General features: G+C 44.3%; 16 protein-coding genes. 15 read left to right on the forward strand and 1 reads right to left on the reverse strand.

What is annotated here, in order from left to right; all coding sequences use genetic code 11:
* Positions 1–6 precede the first annotated feature (6 nt).
* The 7 genes from CS060_RS03705 to pyrG all read left to right on the forward strand — a co-directional run bounded on the left by CS060_RS03705 (position 7) and on the right by pyrG (position 9,485).
* Positions 7–852, forward strand: a complete 846-nt coding sequence (locus CS060_RS03705) for a 3-hydroxybutyryl-CoA dehydrogenase (RefSeq protein WP_231563669.1) — start codon at positions 7–9, stop codon at positions 850–852.
* Between the two features lie 13 nt (positions 853–865).
* Positions 866–2,017 carry an acyl-CoA dehydrogenase gene (locus CS060_RS03710; protein ID WP_035049346.1) on the forward strand — a complete coding sequence of 384 codons (1,152 nt, stop codon included), beginning with the start codon at positions 866–868 and terminating at the stop codon, positions 2,015–2,017.
* Positions 2,014–3,153: an acyl-CoA dehydrogenase gene (locus CS060_RS03715; protein ID WP_009360988.1), complete on the forward strand. Its 1,140-nt coding sequence runs from the start codon at positions 2,014–2,016 to the stop codon at positions 3,151–3,153. The genes CS060_RS03710 and CS060_RS03715 overlap by 4 nt, the downstream gene beginning before the upstream one ends.
* A gap of 10 nt (positions 3,154–3,163) precedes the next feature.
* Positions 3,164–3,787, forward strand: coding sequence for a TetR/AcrR family transcriptional regulator (locus tag CS060_RS03720; RefSeq protein WP_009360987.1), 624 nt, complete (start codon positions 3,164–3,166; stop codon positions 3,785–3,787).
* Positions 3,788–3,807: 20 nt separating this feature from the next.
* Positions 3,808–7,062, forward strand: a complete 3,255-nt coding sequence (gene icmF / locus CS060_RS03725) for a fused isobutyryl-CoA mutase/GTPase IcmF (protein ID WP_035049347.1) — start codon at positions 3,808–3,810, stop codon at positions 7,060–7,062.
* A 71-nt stretch (positions 7,063–7,133) separates the two neighbouring features.
* Positions 7,134–7,733: a DNA-directed RNA polymerase subunit delta gene (rpoE, locus tag CS060_RS03730; protein ID WP_052025611.1), complete on the forward strand. Its 600-nt coding sequence runs from the start codon at positions 7,134–7,136 to the stop codon at positions 7,731–7,733.
* Between the two features lie 156 nt (positions 7,734–7,889).
* Positions 7,890–9,485: a CTP synthase gene (gene pyrG / locus CS060_RS03735; RefSeq protein WP_035049351.1), complete on the forward strand. Its 1,596-nt coding sequence runs from the start codon at positions 7,890–7,892 to the stop codon at positions 9,483–9,485.
* 27 nt (positions 9,486–9,512) lie between these two features.
* On the opposite strand, the gene CS060_RS03740 is transcribed toward pyrG, so the two are convergent.
* Positions 9,513–10,031 carry a DUF2529 domain-containing protein gene (locus tag CS060_RS03740; RefSeq protein WP_035049353.1) on the reverse strand — a complete coding sequence of 173 codons (519 nt, stop codon included), beginning with the start codon at positions 10,029–10,031 and terminating at the stop codon, positions 9,513–9,515.
* Between the two features lie 173 nt (positions 10,032–10,204).
* Here CS060_RS03740 and CS060_RS03745 point away from each other — a divergent pair, with 173 nt between their 5' ends.
* The 8 genes from CS060_RS03745 to CS060_RS03780 all read left to right on the forward strand — a co-directional run bounded on the left by CS060_RS03745 (position 10,205) and on the right by CS060_RS03780 (position 17,161).
* Positions 10,205–10,564, forward strand: coding sequence for a response regulator (locus CS060_RS03745; protein WP_009360982.1), 360 nt, complete (start codon positions 10,205–10,207; stop codon positions 10,562–10,564).
* A 203-nt stretch (positions 10,565–10,767) separates the two neighbouring features.
* On the forward strand, positions 10,768–11,628 hold the full coding sequence (locus CS060_RS03750) for a class II fructose-bisphosphate aldolase (protein ID WP_021094333.1): 861 nt from the start codon (positions 10,768–10,770) through the stop codon (positions 11,626–11,628).
* A gap of 83 nt (positions 11,629–11,711) precedes the next feature.
* On the forward strand, positions 11,712–12,359 hold the full coding sequence (gene fsa / locus CS060_RS03755; protein ID WP_009360980.1) for a fructose-6-phosphate aldolase: 648 nt from the start codon (positions 11,712–11,714) through the stop codon (positions 12,357–12,359).
* Between the two features lie 55 nt (positions 12,360–12,414).
* Positions 12,415–13,701, forward strand: a complete 1,287-nt coding sequence (gene murA / locus CS060_RS03760; RefSeq protein WP_035049357.1) for a UDP-N-acetylglucosamine 1-carboxyvinyltransferase — start codon at positions 12,415–12,417, stop codon at positions 13,699–13,701.
* Between the two features lie 26 nt (positions 13,702–13,727).
* Entirely contained in the window at positions 13,728–14,690 is a 963-nt protein-coding gene (glpX, locus tag CS060_RS03765; protein WP_035049359.1) for a class II fructose-bisphosphatase, read from the forward strand.
* A gap of 168 nt (positions 14,691–14,858) precedes the next feature.
* The gene (rho, locus tag CS060_RS03770; protein WP_035049362.1) at positions 14,859–16,145 is read left to right on the forward strand and encodes a transcription termination factor Rho; all 1,287 of its coding nucleotides are present in this window, start codon (positions 14,859–14,861) and stop codon (positions 16,143–16,145) included.
* A 110-nt stretch (positions 16,146–16,255) separates the two neighbouring features.
* Positions 16,256–16,456, forward strand: a complete 201-nt coding sequence (gene rpmE / locus CS060_RS03775; RefSeq protein ID WP_003397039.1) for a 50S ribosomal protein L31 — start codon at positions 16,256–16,258, stop codon at positions 16,454–16,456.
* An 84-nt stretch (positions 16,457–16,540) separates the two neighbouring features.
* Positions 16,541–17,161: a thymidine kinase gene (locus tag CS060_RS03780; protein WP_035049364.1), complete on the forward strand. Its 621-nt coding sequence runs from the start codon at positions 16,541–16,543 to the stop codon at positions 17,159–17,161.
* Positions 17,162–17,180: the final 19 nt, after the last annotated feature.

Below are 17,180 nucleotides of genomic sequence, written 5' to 3' on the forward strand. Positions count from 1 at the left end.
GGGGACATGAAAAAAGTGATGGTTGTTGGCGCAGGCCAAATGGGATCAGGAATTGCTCAAGTGTGTGCCACAGCAGGATATGACGTCATTTTAAACGATGTCAGTGAAGAGCGGGTACAATGGGGGCTGAACAATATCGCAAAAAGCATCAACAAGTTTTTTGAAAAAGGAACATTAAGCGAACAACAGCGCGATGAAACGATGGGCCGTATTCGCACCTCGACAAATGTGCGCGATGGAAGCGATGTTGATATCGTGATCGAAGCGGTCGTTGAAAATATGGATGTGAAAACAGCGTTGTTTGCGCAGCTAGATGAAATCACACCTCCGCATGCCATTTTAGCAACAAATACGTCCTCATTACCGATCACAGAAATTGCCGCAGCAACGAAACGACCAGAAAAAGTCATTGGCATGCATTTTATGAATCCAGTACCAATTATGAAACTTGTCGAAATTATTCGCGGTCTTGCAACGGCTGATGAAGTGTATGAAGCGATTGAACAAATGACAAAAACGTTAGGAAAAGTACCGGTTGAAGTGAACGACTTCCCAGGATTCGTTTCGAATCGTGTATTAATGCCGATGATTAACGAAGCCATTTATTGTTTATATGAAGGGGTTGCGACGAAAGAAGCGATTGATGAAGTGATGAAGCTCGGGATGAATCATCCGATGGGACCGCTTACCTTAGCTGATTTTATTGGATTAGATACGTGCTTGTATATTATGGAAGTGCTTCATGATGGACTTGGGGATGACAAATACCGTCCATGTCCGCTTTTACGTAAATATGTGAAAGCGGGTTGGCTCGGACGAAAAACGGGACGAGGATTTTACACGTACGAATAAAGGGGTTGGCATCATGAAGTTACATTTTACAGAAGAACAACAAATGATGCGTCAAATGGTGCGCGAGTTTGCGGCAAATGAAATTGCACCGTTTGTCGAGCGCATGGAGCGTGGGGAGTTTCCGCGGCCCATTCTTGAAAAAATGGCGGAGCTCGGCTTAATGGGGATTACTGTACCTGAACAATATGGCGGTGCGGGGATGGATTTTACGTCATATATCATTGCGATACATGAAATTTCAAAAGTGAGTGCAACGGTTGGGGTCATTTTATCTGTCCATACGTCTGTCGGCACAAATCCGATTTTATATTTCGGAACGGAAGAGCAAAAGCAAAAATATGTGCCGAAGCTAGCGCGTGGAGAATATTTAGGGGCGTTTTGTTTAACAGAGCCAGGATCGGGATCGGACGCGGCAAGCTTAAAAACGACGGCTATCCGCGATGGCGATCATTACGTATTAAACGGATCGAAAGTATTTATTACAAACGGTGGAGAAGCGGACACGTACATCGTATTTGCCCGTACAAATCCAGAAGAAAAAGGAAGTAAAGGAGTAAGCGCATTTATCGTTGAAAAACATACCCCAGGGCTTGTTATCGGAAAAGACGAGAAAAAAATGGGGCTTCACGGATCGCGCACGGTACAACTGTCGTTCGAAGATATGCGTGTGCCAGCAGAAAACTTGCTTGGTCAAGAAGGGGACGGATTTACAATTGCGATGGCTAATTTAGATGTCGGGCGCATTGGAATTGCGGCGCAATCGCTCGGTATTGCGGAAGCAGCGCTGGAACATGCGACGAGCTATGCGAAAGAACGCATTCAGTTCGGAAAGCCGATTGCCGAACAACAAGGTATTGCGTTTAAACTAGCTGATATGGCAACGAACGTCGAAGCGGCGAAATTGCTCGTTTATCATGCGGCTTTTTTACGCTCAAACGGCATGCCGTGTGGAAAAGAAGCATCGATGGCGAAGCTTTTTGCATCAAAAACAGCGATGGAAAACGCTATCGAAGCGGTACAAATTTTTGGCGGAAACGGCTACACAGAAGACTATCCGGTTGAGCGGTTATTCCGCGATGCGAAAGTATGTGAAATTTACGAAGGGACGAGCGAAATTCAACGGCTTGTGATTAGTAAACATTTGTTAAAGGGGATGGGAAAATGAATTTTCAACTAAGTGAAGAACATGAAATGATACGAAAAATGGTGCGCGACTTCGCGAAAAATGAAGTGGCACCGACAGCGGCGGAACGCGATGAAGAAGAACGATTTGATCGCAGCATTTTCAACAAAATGGCGGAGCTCGGTTTAACGGGCATTCCGTGGCCAGAACAATACGGTGGCATCGGCAGCGACTATTTAGCATACGTCATCGCTGTCGAGGAGCTTTCCAAAGTGTGCGCCTCGACAGGAGTGACGCTATCAGCTCACATTTCGTTAGCGAGTTGGCCGATTTATAAATTTGGGACAGAACAACAAAAACAAACGTATTTACGGGCGTTAGCGACAGGTGAAAAGCTTGGCGCATACGGTTTGTCTGAGCCAGGGGCAGGTTCTGACGTTTCAGCGATGAAAACGCGTGCGGTTCGCGATGGCGACCATTACGTACTAAACGGCTCAAAAGTATGGATTACAAACGGTGGGGAAGCGGACATTTATGTCGTGTTTGCGGTCACTGACCCAGAGAAAAAGCATCGCGGCATTAGCGCATTTATTGTTGAAAAAGGAACGCCCGGGTTTTCGATCGGGAAAAAAGAGAAAAAGCTCGGCATTCGTTCATCGCCAACGACGGAGCTTATTTTTGAAGATTGCCGCATTCCGAAAGAAAATTTACTCGGCGAAGAAGGGGAAGGATTTAAAATTGCGATGATGACGCTCGATGGCGGACGAAACGGCATTGCGGCGCAGGCGGTTGGCATCGCGCAAGGGGCGCTAGATGCAGCGGTAGAATATGCGAAAGGGCGCGTTCAATTCGGCAAGCCAATCGCAGAACAACAAGGCATCGCTTTTAAACTAGCGGATATGGCAACGGCCATCGAAGCGGCACGTTTATTAACATATCAAGCAGCATGGCTCGAATCAAACGGCTTACCGTACGGAAAAGAATCAGCGATGGCGAAATTGTTTGCAGGGGATACAGCGATGAAAGTCACCGTTGAAGCGGTACAAATTTTCGGCGGTTACGGCTATACGAAAGACTATCCAGTAGAACGCTTTATGCGCGATGCAAAAATTACGCAAATTTATGAAGGCACGCAAGAAATTCAGCGCATCGTTATTTCAAGAATGTTAACGAAATAGGAGTGATGTAATGAAAAAGCGTGAAGTGCCCGCGTCTGTGAAAGACGAACGGCTTGTGAAAAAAAGGCGCAATCAAATGATTAAAGGGGCAATTTCGTTATTTAAACAAAAAGGGTTTCATCAAACGACGACGCGCGAAATTGCCCGCGCTTCTGGCTTTAGCATCGGAACGTTATACGAATACATTCGCAAAAAGGAAGACGTTCTTTATTTAGTGTGCGACCGAATTTACGATGAAGTACGCGATCGCATGGAGCAAGCCATCGATACGACAAAAGGGGATTTAGACGGGTTAAAATTAGCGATTGATTACTATTTTCGCGTTGTTGACGAGCTGCAAGACGAAGTGCTCGTCATGTATCAAGAAGCGAAGTCGCTCGGCAAAGAATCGCTTCCGTACGTGTTAAACAAAGAATTGCAAATGGTGGCGATGTTTGAACATATTTTACGGCGCTGTGTCGACAACGGGGTATTTTCGCTTACAGAACAAGAAATTCAATTGTTTGCACATAACATTTTTGTTCTCGGTCAAATGTGGGGGTTCCGTCGGTGGGCGTTGAAAAAAATGTATACGCTCGATGAATATATTGAATGGCAAACAAAGCTATTGCTCGAAGGCATTATGAAGCGGTAGCGAAAGGGGATGGGAGAAAGATGGCGCACATTTATCGTCCGAAACATCACGTTCGCTTTGTGACGGCATCGAGTTTGTTTGATGGGCACGATGCGGCCATTAACATTATGCGCCGCATTTTACAAGCGAGTGGAGCGGAGGTCATTCATCTCGGTCATAACCGCTCGGTTGAAGAAATTGTAAACGCTGCGATTCAAGAAGACGTACAAGGGATTGCTGTATCTTCGTATCAAGGCGGACATATGGAGTTTTTTAAATATATGTACGACTTATTGCAACAACGTGGCGCTTCGCATATTCGCATTTACGGCGGCGGTGGCGGCGTGATTATTCCAAGGGAAATAAAAGAATTGCACGCGTATGGTATCGCTCGTATTTTTTCACCAGAAGACGGACGGCGTTACGGGTTGCAAGGAATGATTAACATCATGATGGAAGAATGCGATTTCCCAACGGTCAGAGAAATAACAGATGAAGTGGAACGATTAGCAAACGGAGACGTTCAAGCGGTGGCGCGCTTAATTACTGTGTGTGAAAACCGCGTGAATGCCCATAGTGAAGTAGCTGCGACAGCAGAAGCGGTTTTACAACGGGTCAAAGCGATGGCCAAGCGCGTTCCCGTCGTCGGGGTTACCGGAACAGGTGGAGCTGGCAAAAGCTCGCTTACTGATGAGCTCGTTCGTCGCTTTTTGAATGAAATTCCAGAGAAGAAAGTAGCCATTTTATCGGTGGACCCGACGAAGCAAAAAACGGGCGGTGCGTTGCTTGGAGATCGCATTCGTATGAATGCCATTTCTTCTCCACGTGTGTATATGCGTAGCTTGGCGACACGAAGCTCGCGTTCAGAATTGTCGCTTGCCATTCAAGATGCAATTGAAGTCGTTAAAGCGGCAGGCTTTGATTTAGTGATCGTAGAAACGAGCGGCATTGGTCAAGGCGATGCAGCGATTAAAGATATTTGTGATATTGCGATGTATGTGATGACGAGCGAGTTCGGCGCCCCATCGCAGCTTGAAAAAATCGATATGATCGACTATGCCGATCTCATTGTCATTAATAAATTTGAGCGACAAGGTTCAGAAGATGCAAAGCGCCAAGTGCAAAAGCAATATCAACGAAGCCATCAATTGTTTGATCGCGATGTTAGCGAAATGCCTGTATTCGGAACGATCGCCAGCCAATTTAACGACCCGGGAACAAATACGCTCTTTGTCGCATTAATCGACTTAATTAACGAACGAATGGGAACAAATTGGACGACGACGTTGCAAAAAGTCGATCGTGTCGAAAAACAAAACGTCATTATCCCGAACGAACGTCGCCATTATTTGCGCGAAATTGCCGATACGATCCGTCAATATCATAAGCGCGTCAATGAGCAATGTGACATCGCTCGCCGTGTATTTCAGCTTGAAGGCGCCATCGAAACGATGAATGAGCGCCACGATGAACAAGCGTTGGCAGCTTTGCAAGAGGCGAAGCGATCATATGAGGAAAAATTAACGCCAGAGTCGAGAAAGCTATTAGCTTCATGGGAAGATGTGAAAAAGAAATATGCTGCCAAAGAGTTTGTGACAAAAGTGCGCGATAAAGAAATCGTCACGCCGCTAAAGACGAAAAGTTTAGCAGGTTTAGACATTCCAAAAGTGGCGCTGCCAAAGTTTAAAGATTACGGGGAAATTTTACGATGGCTTTATAAAGAAAACGTTCCAGGTGCATTTCCATTTACCGCTGGTGTATTCCCGTTTAAACGGCAGGAGGAAGATCCGAAGCGACAGTTTGCAGGGGAAGGTACGCCAGAGCGGACGAATCGGCGCTTCCATTACTTATGTAAAGACGATCCAGCGAAACGGTTAAGTACCGCGTTTGATTCTGTCACGTTATATGGGGAAGACCCGAATGAACGTCCAGATATTTTTGGGAAAATCGGTGAAAGTGGTGTAAGCGTTTGTACGTTAGATGATATGAAAAAATTATACAAAGGGTTTGATTTATGCCATCCGCTTACATCTGTATCGATGACAATTAATGGTCCTGCGCCAATCATTTTAGCGATGTTTCTAAATACAGCGATTGATCAACAAGTAGAGAAGAAAGAAGCAGAGCTTGGACGAAAGTTAACGAAAGAAGAATACGAACAAGTGAAAGCATGGACGCTGCAGACGGTGCGCGGAACGGTTCAAGCGGACATTTTAAAAGAAGATCAAGGACAAAATACGTGCATTTTTTCAACCGAATTTGCTTTGCGCATGATGGGAGATATTCAACAATATTTTATCGACAATCGTGTCCGTAACTATTATTCTGTTTCCATCTCAGGCTATCATATTGCGGAAGCTGGAGCAAATCCGATCACGCAATTAGCGTTTACGCTTGCGAACGGTTTTACGTACGTTGAATATTATTTAAGCCGAGGCATGCACATTGATGATTTTGCACCAAACTTATCGTTTTTCTTCAGCAACGGCCTTGATCCAGAATATACAGTAATCGGTCGAGTAGCAAGACGCATTTGGGCGGTTGCGATGCGAGAAAAATACGGGGCGAACGAACGAAGCCAAAAGTTGAAATATCACGTACAAACATCAGGACGTTCGCTTCACGCCCAAGAAATTGATTTTAATGACATTCGCACAACGTTACAGGCGCTCATGGCGCTTCACGATAACTGCAACTCGCTTCATACGAACGCCTATGATGAAGCGATCACTACGCCGACTGAAGAGTCTGTTCGTCGTGCGATGGCGATTCAGCTTATTATTACAAAAGAGCATGGATTAACGAAAAACGAAAATCCGCTACAAGGATCATTTATTATCGAAGAATTAACGGACTTAGTGGAAGAGGCGGTATTAAAAGAATTTGAACGTCTTGATGAGCGCGGTGGCGTGCTTGGTGCGATGGAAATGCAATATCAGCGCGGCAAAATTCAAGATGAATCAATGTATTACGAAATGAAAAAACATAGCGGAGAGCTGCCGATTATTGGCGTAAACACATATTTAAATCCGAACGCAGCAGTCGAAGAAGAAATTGAAAGCTTGCAGCTCGCGCGGGCATCATATGAAGAAAAGCAGCTTCAACTCGAAAACTTACGCAAATTCCATGAAGAACATAAAGACGAAGTGGAAGAAGCGCTTGCGCGGTTAAAACATGTCGCGGTAAGCGGCGGAAACATTTTCGCCGAGCTGATGGAGACGGTAAAAGTCGCCAGCTTAGGACAAATTACAAAAGCGTTGTATGAAGTCGGTGGACAATATCGCCGCAATATGTAATGTCGGGGAATGTCCCGACATTTTTTTTGGGCAACGCTCTAGCATAAAGTAAATGAATTTGTTTATAATGAATGGTATGGATTTTTGTTGTTTTCATACGTTGGAGAAAGGGAGTGCGGAAAGTGAGTTTGGAGCAATACTCTCAAGAACAATTGCGAGAGATGTCTTTTGTCGAACTTGCATATTTGCTATTGTGTGAGAAAAAGCAAACAGTGTCATTTCAAGAGATGGTTGAACAGCTAGTCACGATTAAAGGGTTATCTGAAAGTGAAGTAAGCGCCCGATTAGCGCAATTTTATACAGATTTAAACGTCGACGGCCGGTTTATTTGTGTTGGGGAAACGGCTTGGGGCTTGCGCGCATGGTATCCATACGATCAAACAGAAGATGAAGCGGTACCTGTCGAGCGCGTGAAGAAGAAGAAAAAAGTGGCGGATGACTTTGATGACTTTGACGATATCATCGATGAAGACGAATTAGTATATGACGATTTAGACGAAGAGTTATTAGATGATGAAGAGCTGTTAGACGATGATTTTGTATTAGATGAAGATGAAGAAGTGATCGACGATTTATTAGATGAAGAACTAGATTTAGATGATGCCCCGCTTGATGAAGAGTTAGACGTCGTTGATGAAGAATTAGAGTTAGAAGAAGATGAGGAATTATAACCTTGACTTTTTACATCGATATATGTAGAATTCTGTTTGGGCTCTTTTCATAGAGATACGTTCGCTCCCTTACATATTTGTAAGCGGAGCGTTTTTATTTTTCCCCGAATTCGCACAAAATGTAACTATTCTAAATGAGTTGAGGGGGAAGGTTTCATGACAAAATATATTTTTGTAACAGGCGGCGTCGTATCATCGCTTGGGAAAGGAATTACGGCTGCTTCACTCGGTCGCTTATTAAAAAATCGCGGCTTGAAAGTAACGATTCAAAAATTTGATCCGTACATTAACGTTGACCCAGGAACGATGAGTCCGTATCAACACGGAGAAGTGTTTGTCACAGATGACGGCGCGGAAACAGACTTAGATTTAGGCCATTATGAGCGTTTTATTGACATTAATTTGAACAAATACAGCAACGTAACAACAGGAAAAATTTATTCGACGGTATTGAAAAAGGAACGCCGTGGCGACTATTTAGGCGGAACAGTACAAGTTATTCCGCACATTACAAACGAAATTAAAGAACGTGTGTTTAGGGCAGGACGTGAAACGAATGCTGATGTCGTCATTACGGAAATTGGCGGAACGGTTGGCGACATCGAATCTCTTCCGTTTTTAGAAGCGATTCGTCAAATTAAAAGCGACGTCGGTCGCGACAATGTGATGTACATTCATTGTACGCTTGTGCCGTACATTAAAGCGGCAGGTGAAATGAAAACGAAACCGACGCAACATAGCGTCAAAGAATTGCGCAGCTTAGGCATTCAGCCAAACGTCATCGTCGTGCGCACAGAAATGCCGATGTCTCAAGATATGAAAGATAAAATTGCTTTATTCTGTGACATTGATCCGAAAGCGGTCATTGAAGCGCGCGATGCCGATACACTATATGCCGTTCCGCTTATGCTTCAAGAACAAAAGCTCGATCAAATCGTTTGCGAACATTTAAAACTAAATTGTAACGAAGCGGATATGACAGAATGGATCGCACTCGTCGAAAAAGTGCGCAATTTATCAAACAAAACAACGATTGCGCTCGTTGGAAAATACGTTGAACTTCAAGATGCGTACATTTCTGTCGTGGAAGCGTTACGTCATGCAGGATATGCGTTTGATGCGGATATAGACATTCGTTGGATTAACTCAGAGCATGTCGATCGCGATAATGTGGCGCAGTTGCTTCAAGGAGTAAATGGTATTCTCGTTCCAGGTGGATTTGGCGACCGTGGTATTGAAGGAAAAATTGAGGCGATTCGCTATGCGCGTGAGCAACGCATTCCGTTCCTTGGCATTTGTTTAGGTATGCAGTTAGCATCTGTGGAGTTTGCTCGTCATGTCGTCGGATTAAAAGATGCCCATTCAGCAGAAATTAATCCAAACACACCACATCCGATTATCGACTTATTGCCAGAGCAAAAAGATATCGAAGATTTAGGGGGAACGCTTCGTCTCGGCTTGTATCCGTGCAAGCTCGTTGAGGGAACGAAAGCGTACGAAGCATATCAAGATGAAGTCATTTATGAGCGCCATCGCCATCGTTATGAATTTAACAATGAATATCGTACGATGATGGAGGAAAATGGTTTTGTCTTTTCCGGAACAAGCCCAGATGGACGTCTTGTAGAAATTATCGAATTGAAAGATCATCCATGGTTTGTTGCCGCGCAGTTCCATCCAGAGTTTACATCTCGTCCGACGCGCCCGCAACCACTTTTCCGCGAATTTATTCGCGCATCGCTAGAAAAATAATAGAGGATGTCCGATATGGGCATCCTCTTATTCATATTCGGCAACGATTTCTTGCGTCATGAGCGCTAAGCTATGATAAGCAAATAAAGCGGCAATCGCAGCAGGAAAGCCAACGCGTGTACCATCTTCTGTTGGAACGAGCGGTTGTTTTAAACATAAATCAATATGTACATCGACATAATCAACGAGCGACGGTTTCGTGTCCTCTGCGATAGATGACATACCGATCGTCCATATGTTTTGTTCGTGAAGCTGTTTTGCGATGCGAATCGCTTCTTCATCTGTGCAAAAGCGTGAAACGATAAGCACGCGATCGGCGGTTGTCACTTCTTTCATGTTGAACTGTTTTACGTTTGGTAACTTTTCAGCTCCATGTAGCGCTTCCGCGACAACTGCTTCCATTTCATTAATGCCGTAAATAAAAATCGTTCCGTTACTAATGACTGCTTGTGCAAGTAAACGCGCAGCATCTTCAAACTGCTGTTCTTCTTGGGCGCTTATTCGTTGAAATACCCCTGTAAGTTGCGTCGATAATATTTTTAACATGGTAAATCCCCTTTTCATGCGACGTTTTGTTTAGTGTTCATTATATTAAAAAATAAAAAAATGATCAAAATTCGAACATGAAGCAGGATAAATGGTAAAAATTTCGAAATAATGATACGATAATAAAAAATAAGAGCTTTACATATGAAAAAGAGAAAATAGAGGTGTTTATCATGGCGGGGAAGATTTTGATTGTGGACGACCAATTCGGCATTCGCATTTTATTAAACGAAGTATTTCAAAAAGAAGGATACGAAACGTATCAAGCTGCAAACGGTGTTCAAGCGCTCGATTTGTTTGCGAAGCACTCCCCAGATTTAGTATTGTTAGATATGAAAATTCCGGGCATGGACGGAGTCGAAATTTTAAAGAAAATGAAAGAGATGAATGAACATGTAAAAGTTATCGTCATGACAGCTTACGGAGAACTCGATATGATTCATGAGACGAAAAAACTCGGTGCGCTGACACATTTTGCGAAACCTTTTGATATAGACGATATGCGCGACGCAGTGAAAAAATATATTGGTTAACCATTGACAGCTTTTTGAACTTTTTTCACAAAGTTTTGTTCGTTTCGGTGAATAAGGTTGATGTGTGGAAACAAAGTTTGTTATTCTTATAATGTACATACTATTCGAGGTCGTCTTGTATAAAATTGTCGTATTTTGGTCATTGTACATGTGAAAGGCGCTTTCGGATAGTGAACAATGGCTAATTTAAGGAGGATTTAACGATGCCTTTAGTTTCAATGACGGAAATGCTTAAACAAGCATTGGCAGGCAAGTATGCGGTCGGTCAGTTTAATATCAACAATTTAGAATGGACGCAAGCTATTTTAGCAGCAGCGGAAGAAGAAAAATCTCCTGTGATCCTTGGCGTGTCTGAAGGAGCAGCTCGCTACATGGGCGGCTTCAAAACGATTGTGAACATGGTGAAAGGATTAATGGAAGACATGAACATTACTGTTCCTGTCGCGATTCACCTTGACCACGGTTCGAGCTTTGAAAAATGTAAAGCAGCGATTGACGCTGGATTTACATCAGTCATGATCGACGCATCACATCATCCGTTTGAAGAAAACGTTGAAATTACAACAAAAGTTGTTGAGTATGCTCATGCGCGTGGCGTATCCGTTGAAGCGGAGCTAGGAACAGTCGGCGGACAAGAAGATGATGTTGTTGCAGAAGGAATTATTTATGCAAATCCAGATGAGTGCGAAGAGCTTGTGAAGCGTACAGGCATCGACTGTTTAGCGCCGGCGCTCGGTTCTGTGCACGGTCCATACAAAGGCGAACCAAAATTAGGTTTTAAAGAGATGGAAGAAATCCGCGATCGTACAGGTGTACCGCTCGTTTTACACGGCGGAACAGGTATCCCGACAGAACAAATTCAACGTGCCATTTCGCTCGGTACATCTAAAATTAACGTCAATACAGAAAACCAAATGGCATTTACAAAAGTTGTGCGCGAAGTGCTAGCGAAAGATGAAAAAGTGTACGATCCACGCAAATTCCTCGGCCCTGGTCGCGATGCGATTAAAGAAACAGTCATTGGGAAAATGCGCGAATTCGGTTCTTCTGGTAAAGCGTTGTAATACAAGCCGCACCGTTTCAGCCTTGCTGAAGCGGGCGGTTTTGTTTCATTTCATTTTTGAAAGCGTTTAGGAGGTTGAAAATTATGAAATTTTTTATTGACACGGCAAATATTGATGAAATTCGCCACGCCCATGAACTAGGCATTTTAGCGGGGGTAACAACAAACCCAAGCCTCGTCGCAAAAGAAAACGTATCGTTCCACGATCGTCTTCGTGAAATTACTTCTCTCGTTTCCGGTTCCGTTAGTGCCGAAGTAATCGCAACGGATGCAGAAGGAATGATTGCAGAAGGGGAAGAATTAGCGAAAATCGCACCGAACATTACGATTAAAGTGCCGATGACGCCAGAAGGGTTAAAGGCAGTAAAAGTATTTAGCGAAAAAGGAATTAAAACGAATGTCACGCTCATTTTTAGTGCGAATCAAGCGTTGCTAGCGGCGCGTGCTGGTGCGACATACGTATCGCCGTTTTTAGGCCGCTTAGACGATATCGGCCATAACGGCTTAGAGTTAATTGAAACGATCGCAAACATTTTCGCCATTCACGACATTGATACAGAAATTATCGCGGCATCGATCCGTCATCCACAACATGTGACAGAGGCAGCATTAAAAGGGGCACACATTGCGACAGTTCCTTACAACGTGCTTATGCAACTATTTAAACATCCGCTTACAGATCAAGGTATCGAAAAGTTTTTAGCAGACTGGAATAAAGCAAACCAAAAATAATGATTGAGCAGTTTTCCGTCGCGTTCTAGGACGCTTTGCGAGAAGGGAGACACATATGGAAAAGTTAAAAATTGTCGGCGGTGACCTCCTTCAAGGCTCCGTGCGCATTAGTGGAGCGAAAAATAGCGCCGTCGCGCTCATTCCAGCCGCTATTTTAGCAAACTCACCTGTAGTCATTGAAGGGTTGCCGAACATTTCAGACGTTCATGTGTTAGGACAGTTAATTGAAGAAATTGGCGGTACATTTCACTTTGACGAAAACGAAGTCGTCATTGACCCGTCGCATATCGTTTCCATGCCTTTACCGAACGGAAAAGTAAAAAAATTGCGCGCGTCATATTACTTGATGGGCGCGATGCTTGGACGTTTTAAAAAAGCGGTCATCGGACTTCCGGGCGGTTGCCATCTAGGACCGCGCCCCATTGATCAGCACATTAAAGGATTTGAGGCGCTTGGGGCGAAAGTGACTAACGAGCAAGGAGCGATTTATTTACGGGCGGAAGAGCTTCGTGGAGCGCGCATTTATTTGGACGTTGTCAGCGTTGGAGCGACGATTAACATTATGTTAGCTGCCGTCTTAGCAAAAGGACGAACGATTATTGAAAACGCGGCAAAAGAGCCAGAAATTATTGATGTTGCAACGCTATTGACGAACATGGGTGCGCGCATTAAAGGGGCAGGAACAGACGTCATTCGCATTGACGGTGTAGAACAGTTGCACGGTTGCCGCCATTCCATTATTCCAGATCGCATTGAAGCGGGAACGTATATGATTATCGGTGCGGCTATGGGGAAAGAAATGATCATTGACAACGTCATTCCGCAACATTTAGAAGCGGTCATTGCAAAAATGCGAGAAATGGGCGTTGTTGTGGAAACGAGCGATGACCAAATTTTTATTGCGACGAAAGATCATCTTCGTGCTGTCGACATTAAAACGCTCGTGTACCCTGGCTTTCCGACTGATTTACAACAGCCATTCACTTCACTATTAACGAAAGCGTCTGGGACGAGCATTGTGACGGATACAATTTATAGTGCCCGATTTAAACATATTGATGAATTGCGGCGCATGAATGCGAACGTGAAAGTCGAGGGGCGTTCAGCGATCATTACAGGTCCATCCCGACTACAAGGGGCAAAAGTGCGTGCCACTGATTTGCGCGCAGGAGCTGCACTTGTTGTCGCTGGATTAATGGCTGAAGGGGTTACAGAAATTACAGGGTTAGAACATATTGATCGTGGCTACAGCAACTTAGTTGACAAACTTGTCAACCTTGGCGCGACGATTTGGCGTGAAAAAATGACAGAGCAAGAAATCGAGCAGCTGAAGAGCACATAATGCAACAAAGGGGAGAGGGAGAAACGATGGAAAGAAGTTTATCGATGGAGCTTGTCCGTGTAACAGAAGCAGCTGCCTTAGCTGCGGCCCGCTGGATGGGGCGTGGCAAAAAAGATGAAGCAGATGAAGCAGCCACATCTGCGATGCGCGATGTATTTGATACAGTCCCAATGAAAGGAACGGTTGTCATCGGTGAAGGGGAAATGGACGAAGCACCGATGTTATACATTGGGGAAAAGCTTGGCAACGGTTACGGTCCACGCGTTGATGTGGCAGTTGATCCGCTTGAAGGAACGAACATCGTCGCTTCTGGTGGATGGAACGCGTTAGCGGTCGTCGCTGTGGCGGATCACGGCAATTTGCTTCATGCGCCAGATATGTACATGGACAAAATTGCGGTTGGGCCAGAAGCGGTCGGCATGATCGACATTAACGCGCCAATTATCGATAATTTAAAAGCTGTTGCTAAAGCGAAAAATAAAGATATTGAAGACGTTGTGGCGATTATTTTAAATCGTCCACGCCACGAGCGTATTATTGCGGAATTGCGCGAAGCAGGTGCACGCATTAAGCTCATTAATGACGGTGACGTCGCCGCTGCGATTAATACAGCGTTTGATCATACAGGTGTAGACATTTTATTTGGTTCGGGAGGCGCACCAGAAGGGGTATTAGCGGCTGTTGCGCTTAAGTGCCTCGGTGGAGAAATCCAAGGAAAACTACTGCCACAAAACGATGCTGAATTGGAAAGATGTAAAAAAATGGGTATTGACGTGAACCGTGTATTGCGCATGGAAGATCTCGTCAAAGGGGACGACGCCATTTTTGCGGCAACAGGCGTAACGGACGGAGAATTGCTAAGGGGTGTACAATTTAAAGGTGCATATGGTGAAACCCACTCCGTTGTTATGCGTGCAAAATCAGGTACCGTTCGTTTTATCGAAGGACGCCACAGCTTAAGGAAAAAGCCGAACCTTGTGATCAAATAATCGCGGGATGCGCGAACTTTTCGCGCTCTCGCTCTTTTTCTATTGATTGACAATATAAAAAAAGGGTAAAATAGTCGTGTTACGTTTCTTCTTGTAATCATCTTTTCATCTTCGCTGTTTCCAACCCAAAGAGCAATTCATGAAAATAAATAAAAGAGTGGTGTAAGTATGGAGTTAGGAGATTTAACGATTGCAACGCTAGAAAATATGACGATTAAAGAGCTATATGAATTAGCTCGTCAATACAAAATATCATATTACAGTAAACTGACAAAAAAAGAATTAATTTTTGCCATTTTAAAAGCGCGCGCGGAACAAGACGGTCTTTTTTTCATGGAAGGCGTGCTTGAAATTATTCAATCAGAAGGGTTTGGTTTTTTACGTCCAATTAACTATTCCCCTAGTTCAGAAGATATTTATATTTCCGCATCGCAAATTCGCCGCTTTGATCTGCGTAACGGTGATAAAGTATCAGGGAAAGTGCGCCCGCCAAAAGAAAACGAACGGTATTTCGGTTTGTTGCACGTCGAAGCAGTAAACGGTGAAGACCCAGAAATCGCAAAAGAGCGCGTTCACTTCCCAGCGCTTACGCCGCTTTATCCAAACCGACAAATGAAGCTAGAAACGACACCGGACAAACTATCTACTCGTCTTATCGATTTGATTGCTCCGATCGGATTCGGTCAGCGCGGTTTAATTGTCGCGCCTCCAAAAGCGGGAAAAACGATGTTGTTGAAAGAAATTGCCAACAGCATTACAACAAATCACCCAGATGTTGAGCTCATCGTCTTACTCATTGATGAGCGTCCAGAAGAGGTGACGGATATTGAACGTTCTGTATCGGCGGATGTCGTGAGCTCGACGTTTGATGAAGTACCAGAAAATCATATTAAAGTGGCGGAGCTTGTGCTTGAACGTGCGATGCGTCTTGTTGAGCATAAACGTGACGTTGTCATTTTAATGGATAGTATTACGCGTTTAGCGCGCGCCTACAACTTAGTCATTCCGCCAAGCGGACGAACGCTTTCAGGGGGAATTGATCCGGCTGCATTCCACCGTCCGAAACGGTTTTTCGGAGCGGCGCGAAACATTGAAGAAGGCGGCAGCTTAACGATTTTAGCGACTGCCCTTGTCGATACCGGCTCGCGCATGGACGATGTCATTTACGAAGAATTTAAAGGGACAGGAAATATGGAGCTGCACCTCGACCGTTCATTAGCCGAAAAACGTATTTTCCCTGCTATCGACATTCGTCGTTCGGGTACACGGAAAGAAGAATTGTTAATCCCGAGAGAACATTTAGAAAAATTGTGGGCGATTCGTAAGACGATGTCAGATACGCCAGACTTTATTGAGCGGTTTATTCACCGATTAAAGCAAACAAAGACGAACGAAGAGTTTTTTGCGATGTTAGATGAAGAGTGGAAAACAGCCGGAAATTTAAAACGGTTATAAATGGATAGTTGCAAAACAACGGGACGATTGTTATAATTTTATCATGTGTGTTTTTCATTGCATATAAACTCTGTTTCGAAAAGATTCAGGGCGGAAGGAGATGAAATGAGATGAAAGCAGGAATCCATCCAAACTATAAAAAAGTGATGGTTAAATGCGCGTGTGGAAACGAGTTTGAGAGCGGTTCTGTAAAAGATGAAGTGCGCGTAGAAATTTGCTCGGCGTGCCATCCATTCTACACAGGACGTCAAAAATTCGCTTCTGCTGCAGGACGTGTTGATAAATTTAACAAAAAATACGGCCTTAAGTAATCCGTATGTCATGAAAACAGGCAAGCGAACATTTTTCACTTGCCTGTTTTTTTCGTGAAAGCTTGAAAGAAAGGAGACGCCCTGATGTATGTCATGAAGCAATCCGGCTGGCTCGAAGTCATTTGCGGAAGCATGTTTTCTGGGAAATCGGAAGAACTTATTCGCCGCGTGCGCCGTGCCCAATTTGCAAAGCAAGAAGTGAAAGTGTTTAAGCCAGCGATCGATAATCGATATAGCGAAGAAGCTGTTGTTTCTCATAATGGAACGTCTGTGATTGCTATTCCGGTGTCGTGTGCGTCGGACATTCGAAAACACATCTCCGCAAGTACGGACGTTGTGGCAATTGATGAAGTGCAATTTTTTGATGAACATATCGTTGATGTTGTTCAACAGCTCGCCGATGAAGGATATCGCGTCATTGTCGCTGGTTTAGATCAAGATTTTCGCGGTGAACCTTTTGGACCTGTTCCAACGTTAATGTCTATCGCTGAATCGGTGACAAAACTACAAGCTGTTTGTACCGTCTGTGGCTCTCCCGCATCGCGCACGCAGCGACTCATTAACGGCCGTCCAGCGTCATATAACGATCCCGTCATTTTAATTGGCGCAAGCGAATCGTACGAACCACGTTGCCGCCATCATCACGAAGTGCCTGATCATCCTGCTAAAAATAAAACAATTACAGAAACAGCGACTCGTCCATAAGGGCGAGTTTTTTCGTATG

It is taken from the genome of Anoxybacillus flavithermus (genome assembly GCF_002742685.1).
Classification (GTDB): domain Bacteria; phylum Bacillota; class Bacilli; order Bacillales; family Anoxybacillaceae; genus Anoxybacillus; species Anoxybacillus flavithermus_E.

Coding starts and splice junctions, on each gene's coding strand:
- CS060_RS03705 (WP_231563669.1), top strand. CDS start 7: ATGAAAAAAGTGATGGTTGTTGGCGCAGGCCAAATGGGATCAGGAATT.
- CS060_RS03710 (WP_035049346.1), top strand. CDS start 866: ATGAAGTTACATTTTACAGAAGAACAACAAATGATGCGTCAAATGGTG.
- CS060_RS03715 (WP_009360988.1), top strand. CDS start 2,014: ATGAATTTTCAACTAAGTGAAGAACATGAAATGATACGAAAAATGGTG.
- CS060_RS03720 (WP_009360987.1), top strand. CDS start 3,164: ATGAAAAAGCGTGAAGTGCCCGCGTCTGTGAAAGACGAACGGCTTGTG.
- icmF (WP_035049347.1), top strand. CDS start 3,808: ATGGCGCACATTTATCGTCCGAAACATCACGTTCGCTTTGTGACGGCA.
- rpoE (WP_052025611.1), top strand. CDS start 7,134: ATGGTATGGATTTTTGTTGTTTTCATACGTTGGAGAAAGGGAGTGCGG.
- pyrG (WP_035049351.1), top strand. CDS start 7,890: ATGACAAAATATATTTTTGTAACAGGCGGCGTCGTATCATCGCTTGGG.
- CS060_RS03740 (WP_035049353.1), bottom strand. CDS start 10,031: ATGTTAAAAATATTATCGACGCAACTTACAGGGGTATTTCAACGAATA.
- CS060_RS03745 (WP_009360982.1), top strand. CDS start 10,205: ATGGCGGGGAAGATTTTGATTGTGGACGACCAATTCGGCATTCGCATT.
- CS060_RS03750 (WP_021094333.1), top strand. CDS start 10,768: ATGCCTTTAGTTTCAATGACGGAAATGCTTAAACAAGCATTGGCAGGC.
- fsa (WP_009360980.1), top strand. CDS start 11,712: ATGAAATTTTTTATTGACACGGCAAATATTGATGAAATTCGCCACGCC.
- murA (WP_035049357.1), top strand. CDS start 12,415: ATGGAAAAGTTAAAAATTGTCGGCGGTGACCTCCTTCAAGGCTCCGTG.
- glpX (WP_035049359.1), top strand. CDS start 13,728: ATGGAAAGAAGTTTATCGATGGAGCTTGTCCGTGTAACAGAAGCAGCT.
- rho (WP_035049362.1), top strand. CDS start 14,859: ATGGAGTTAGGAGATTTAACGATTGCAACGCTAGAAAATATGACGATT.
- rpmE (WP_003397039.1), top strand. CDS start 16,256: ATGAAAGCAGGAATCCATCCAAACTATAAAAAAGTGATGGTTAAATGC.
- CS060_RS03780 (WP_035049364.1), top strand. CDS start 16,541: ATGTATGTCATGAAGCAATCCGGCTGGCTCGAAGTCATTTGCGGAAGC.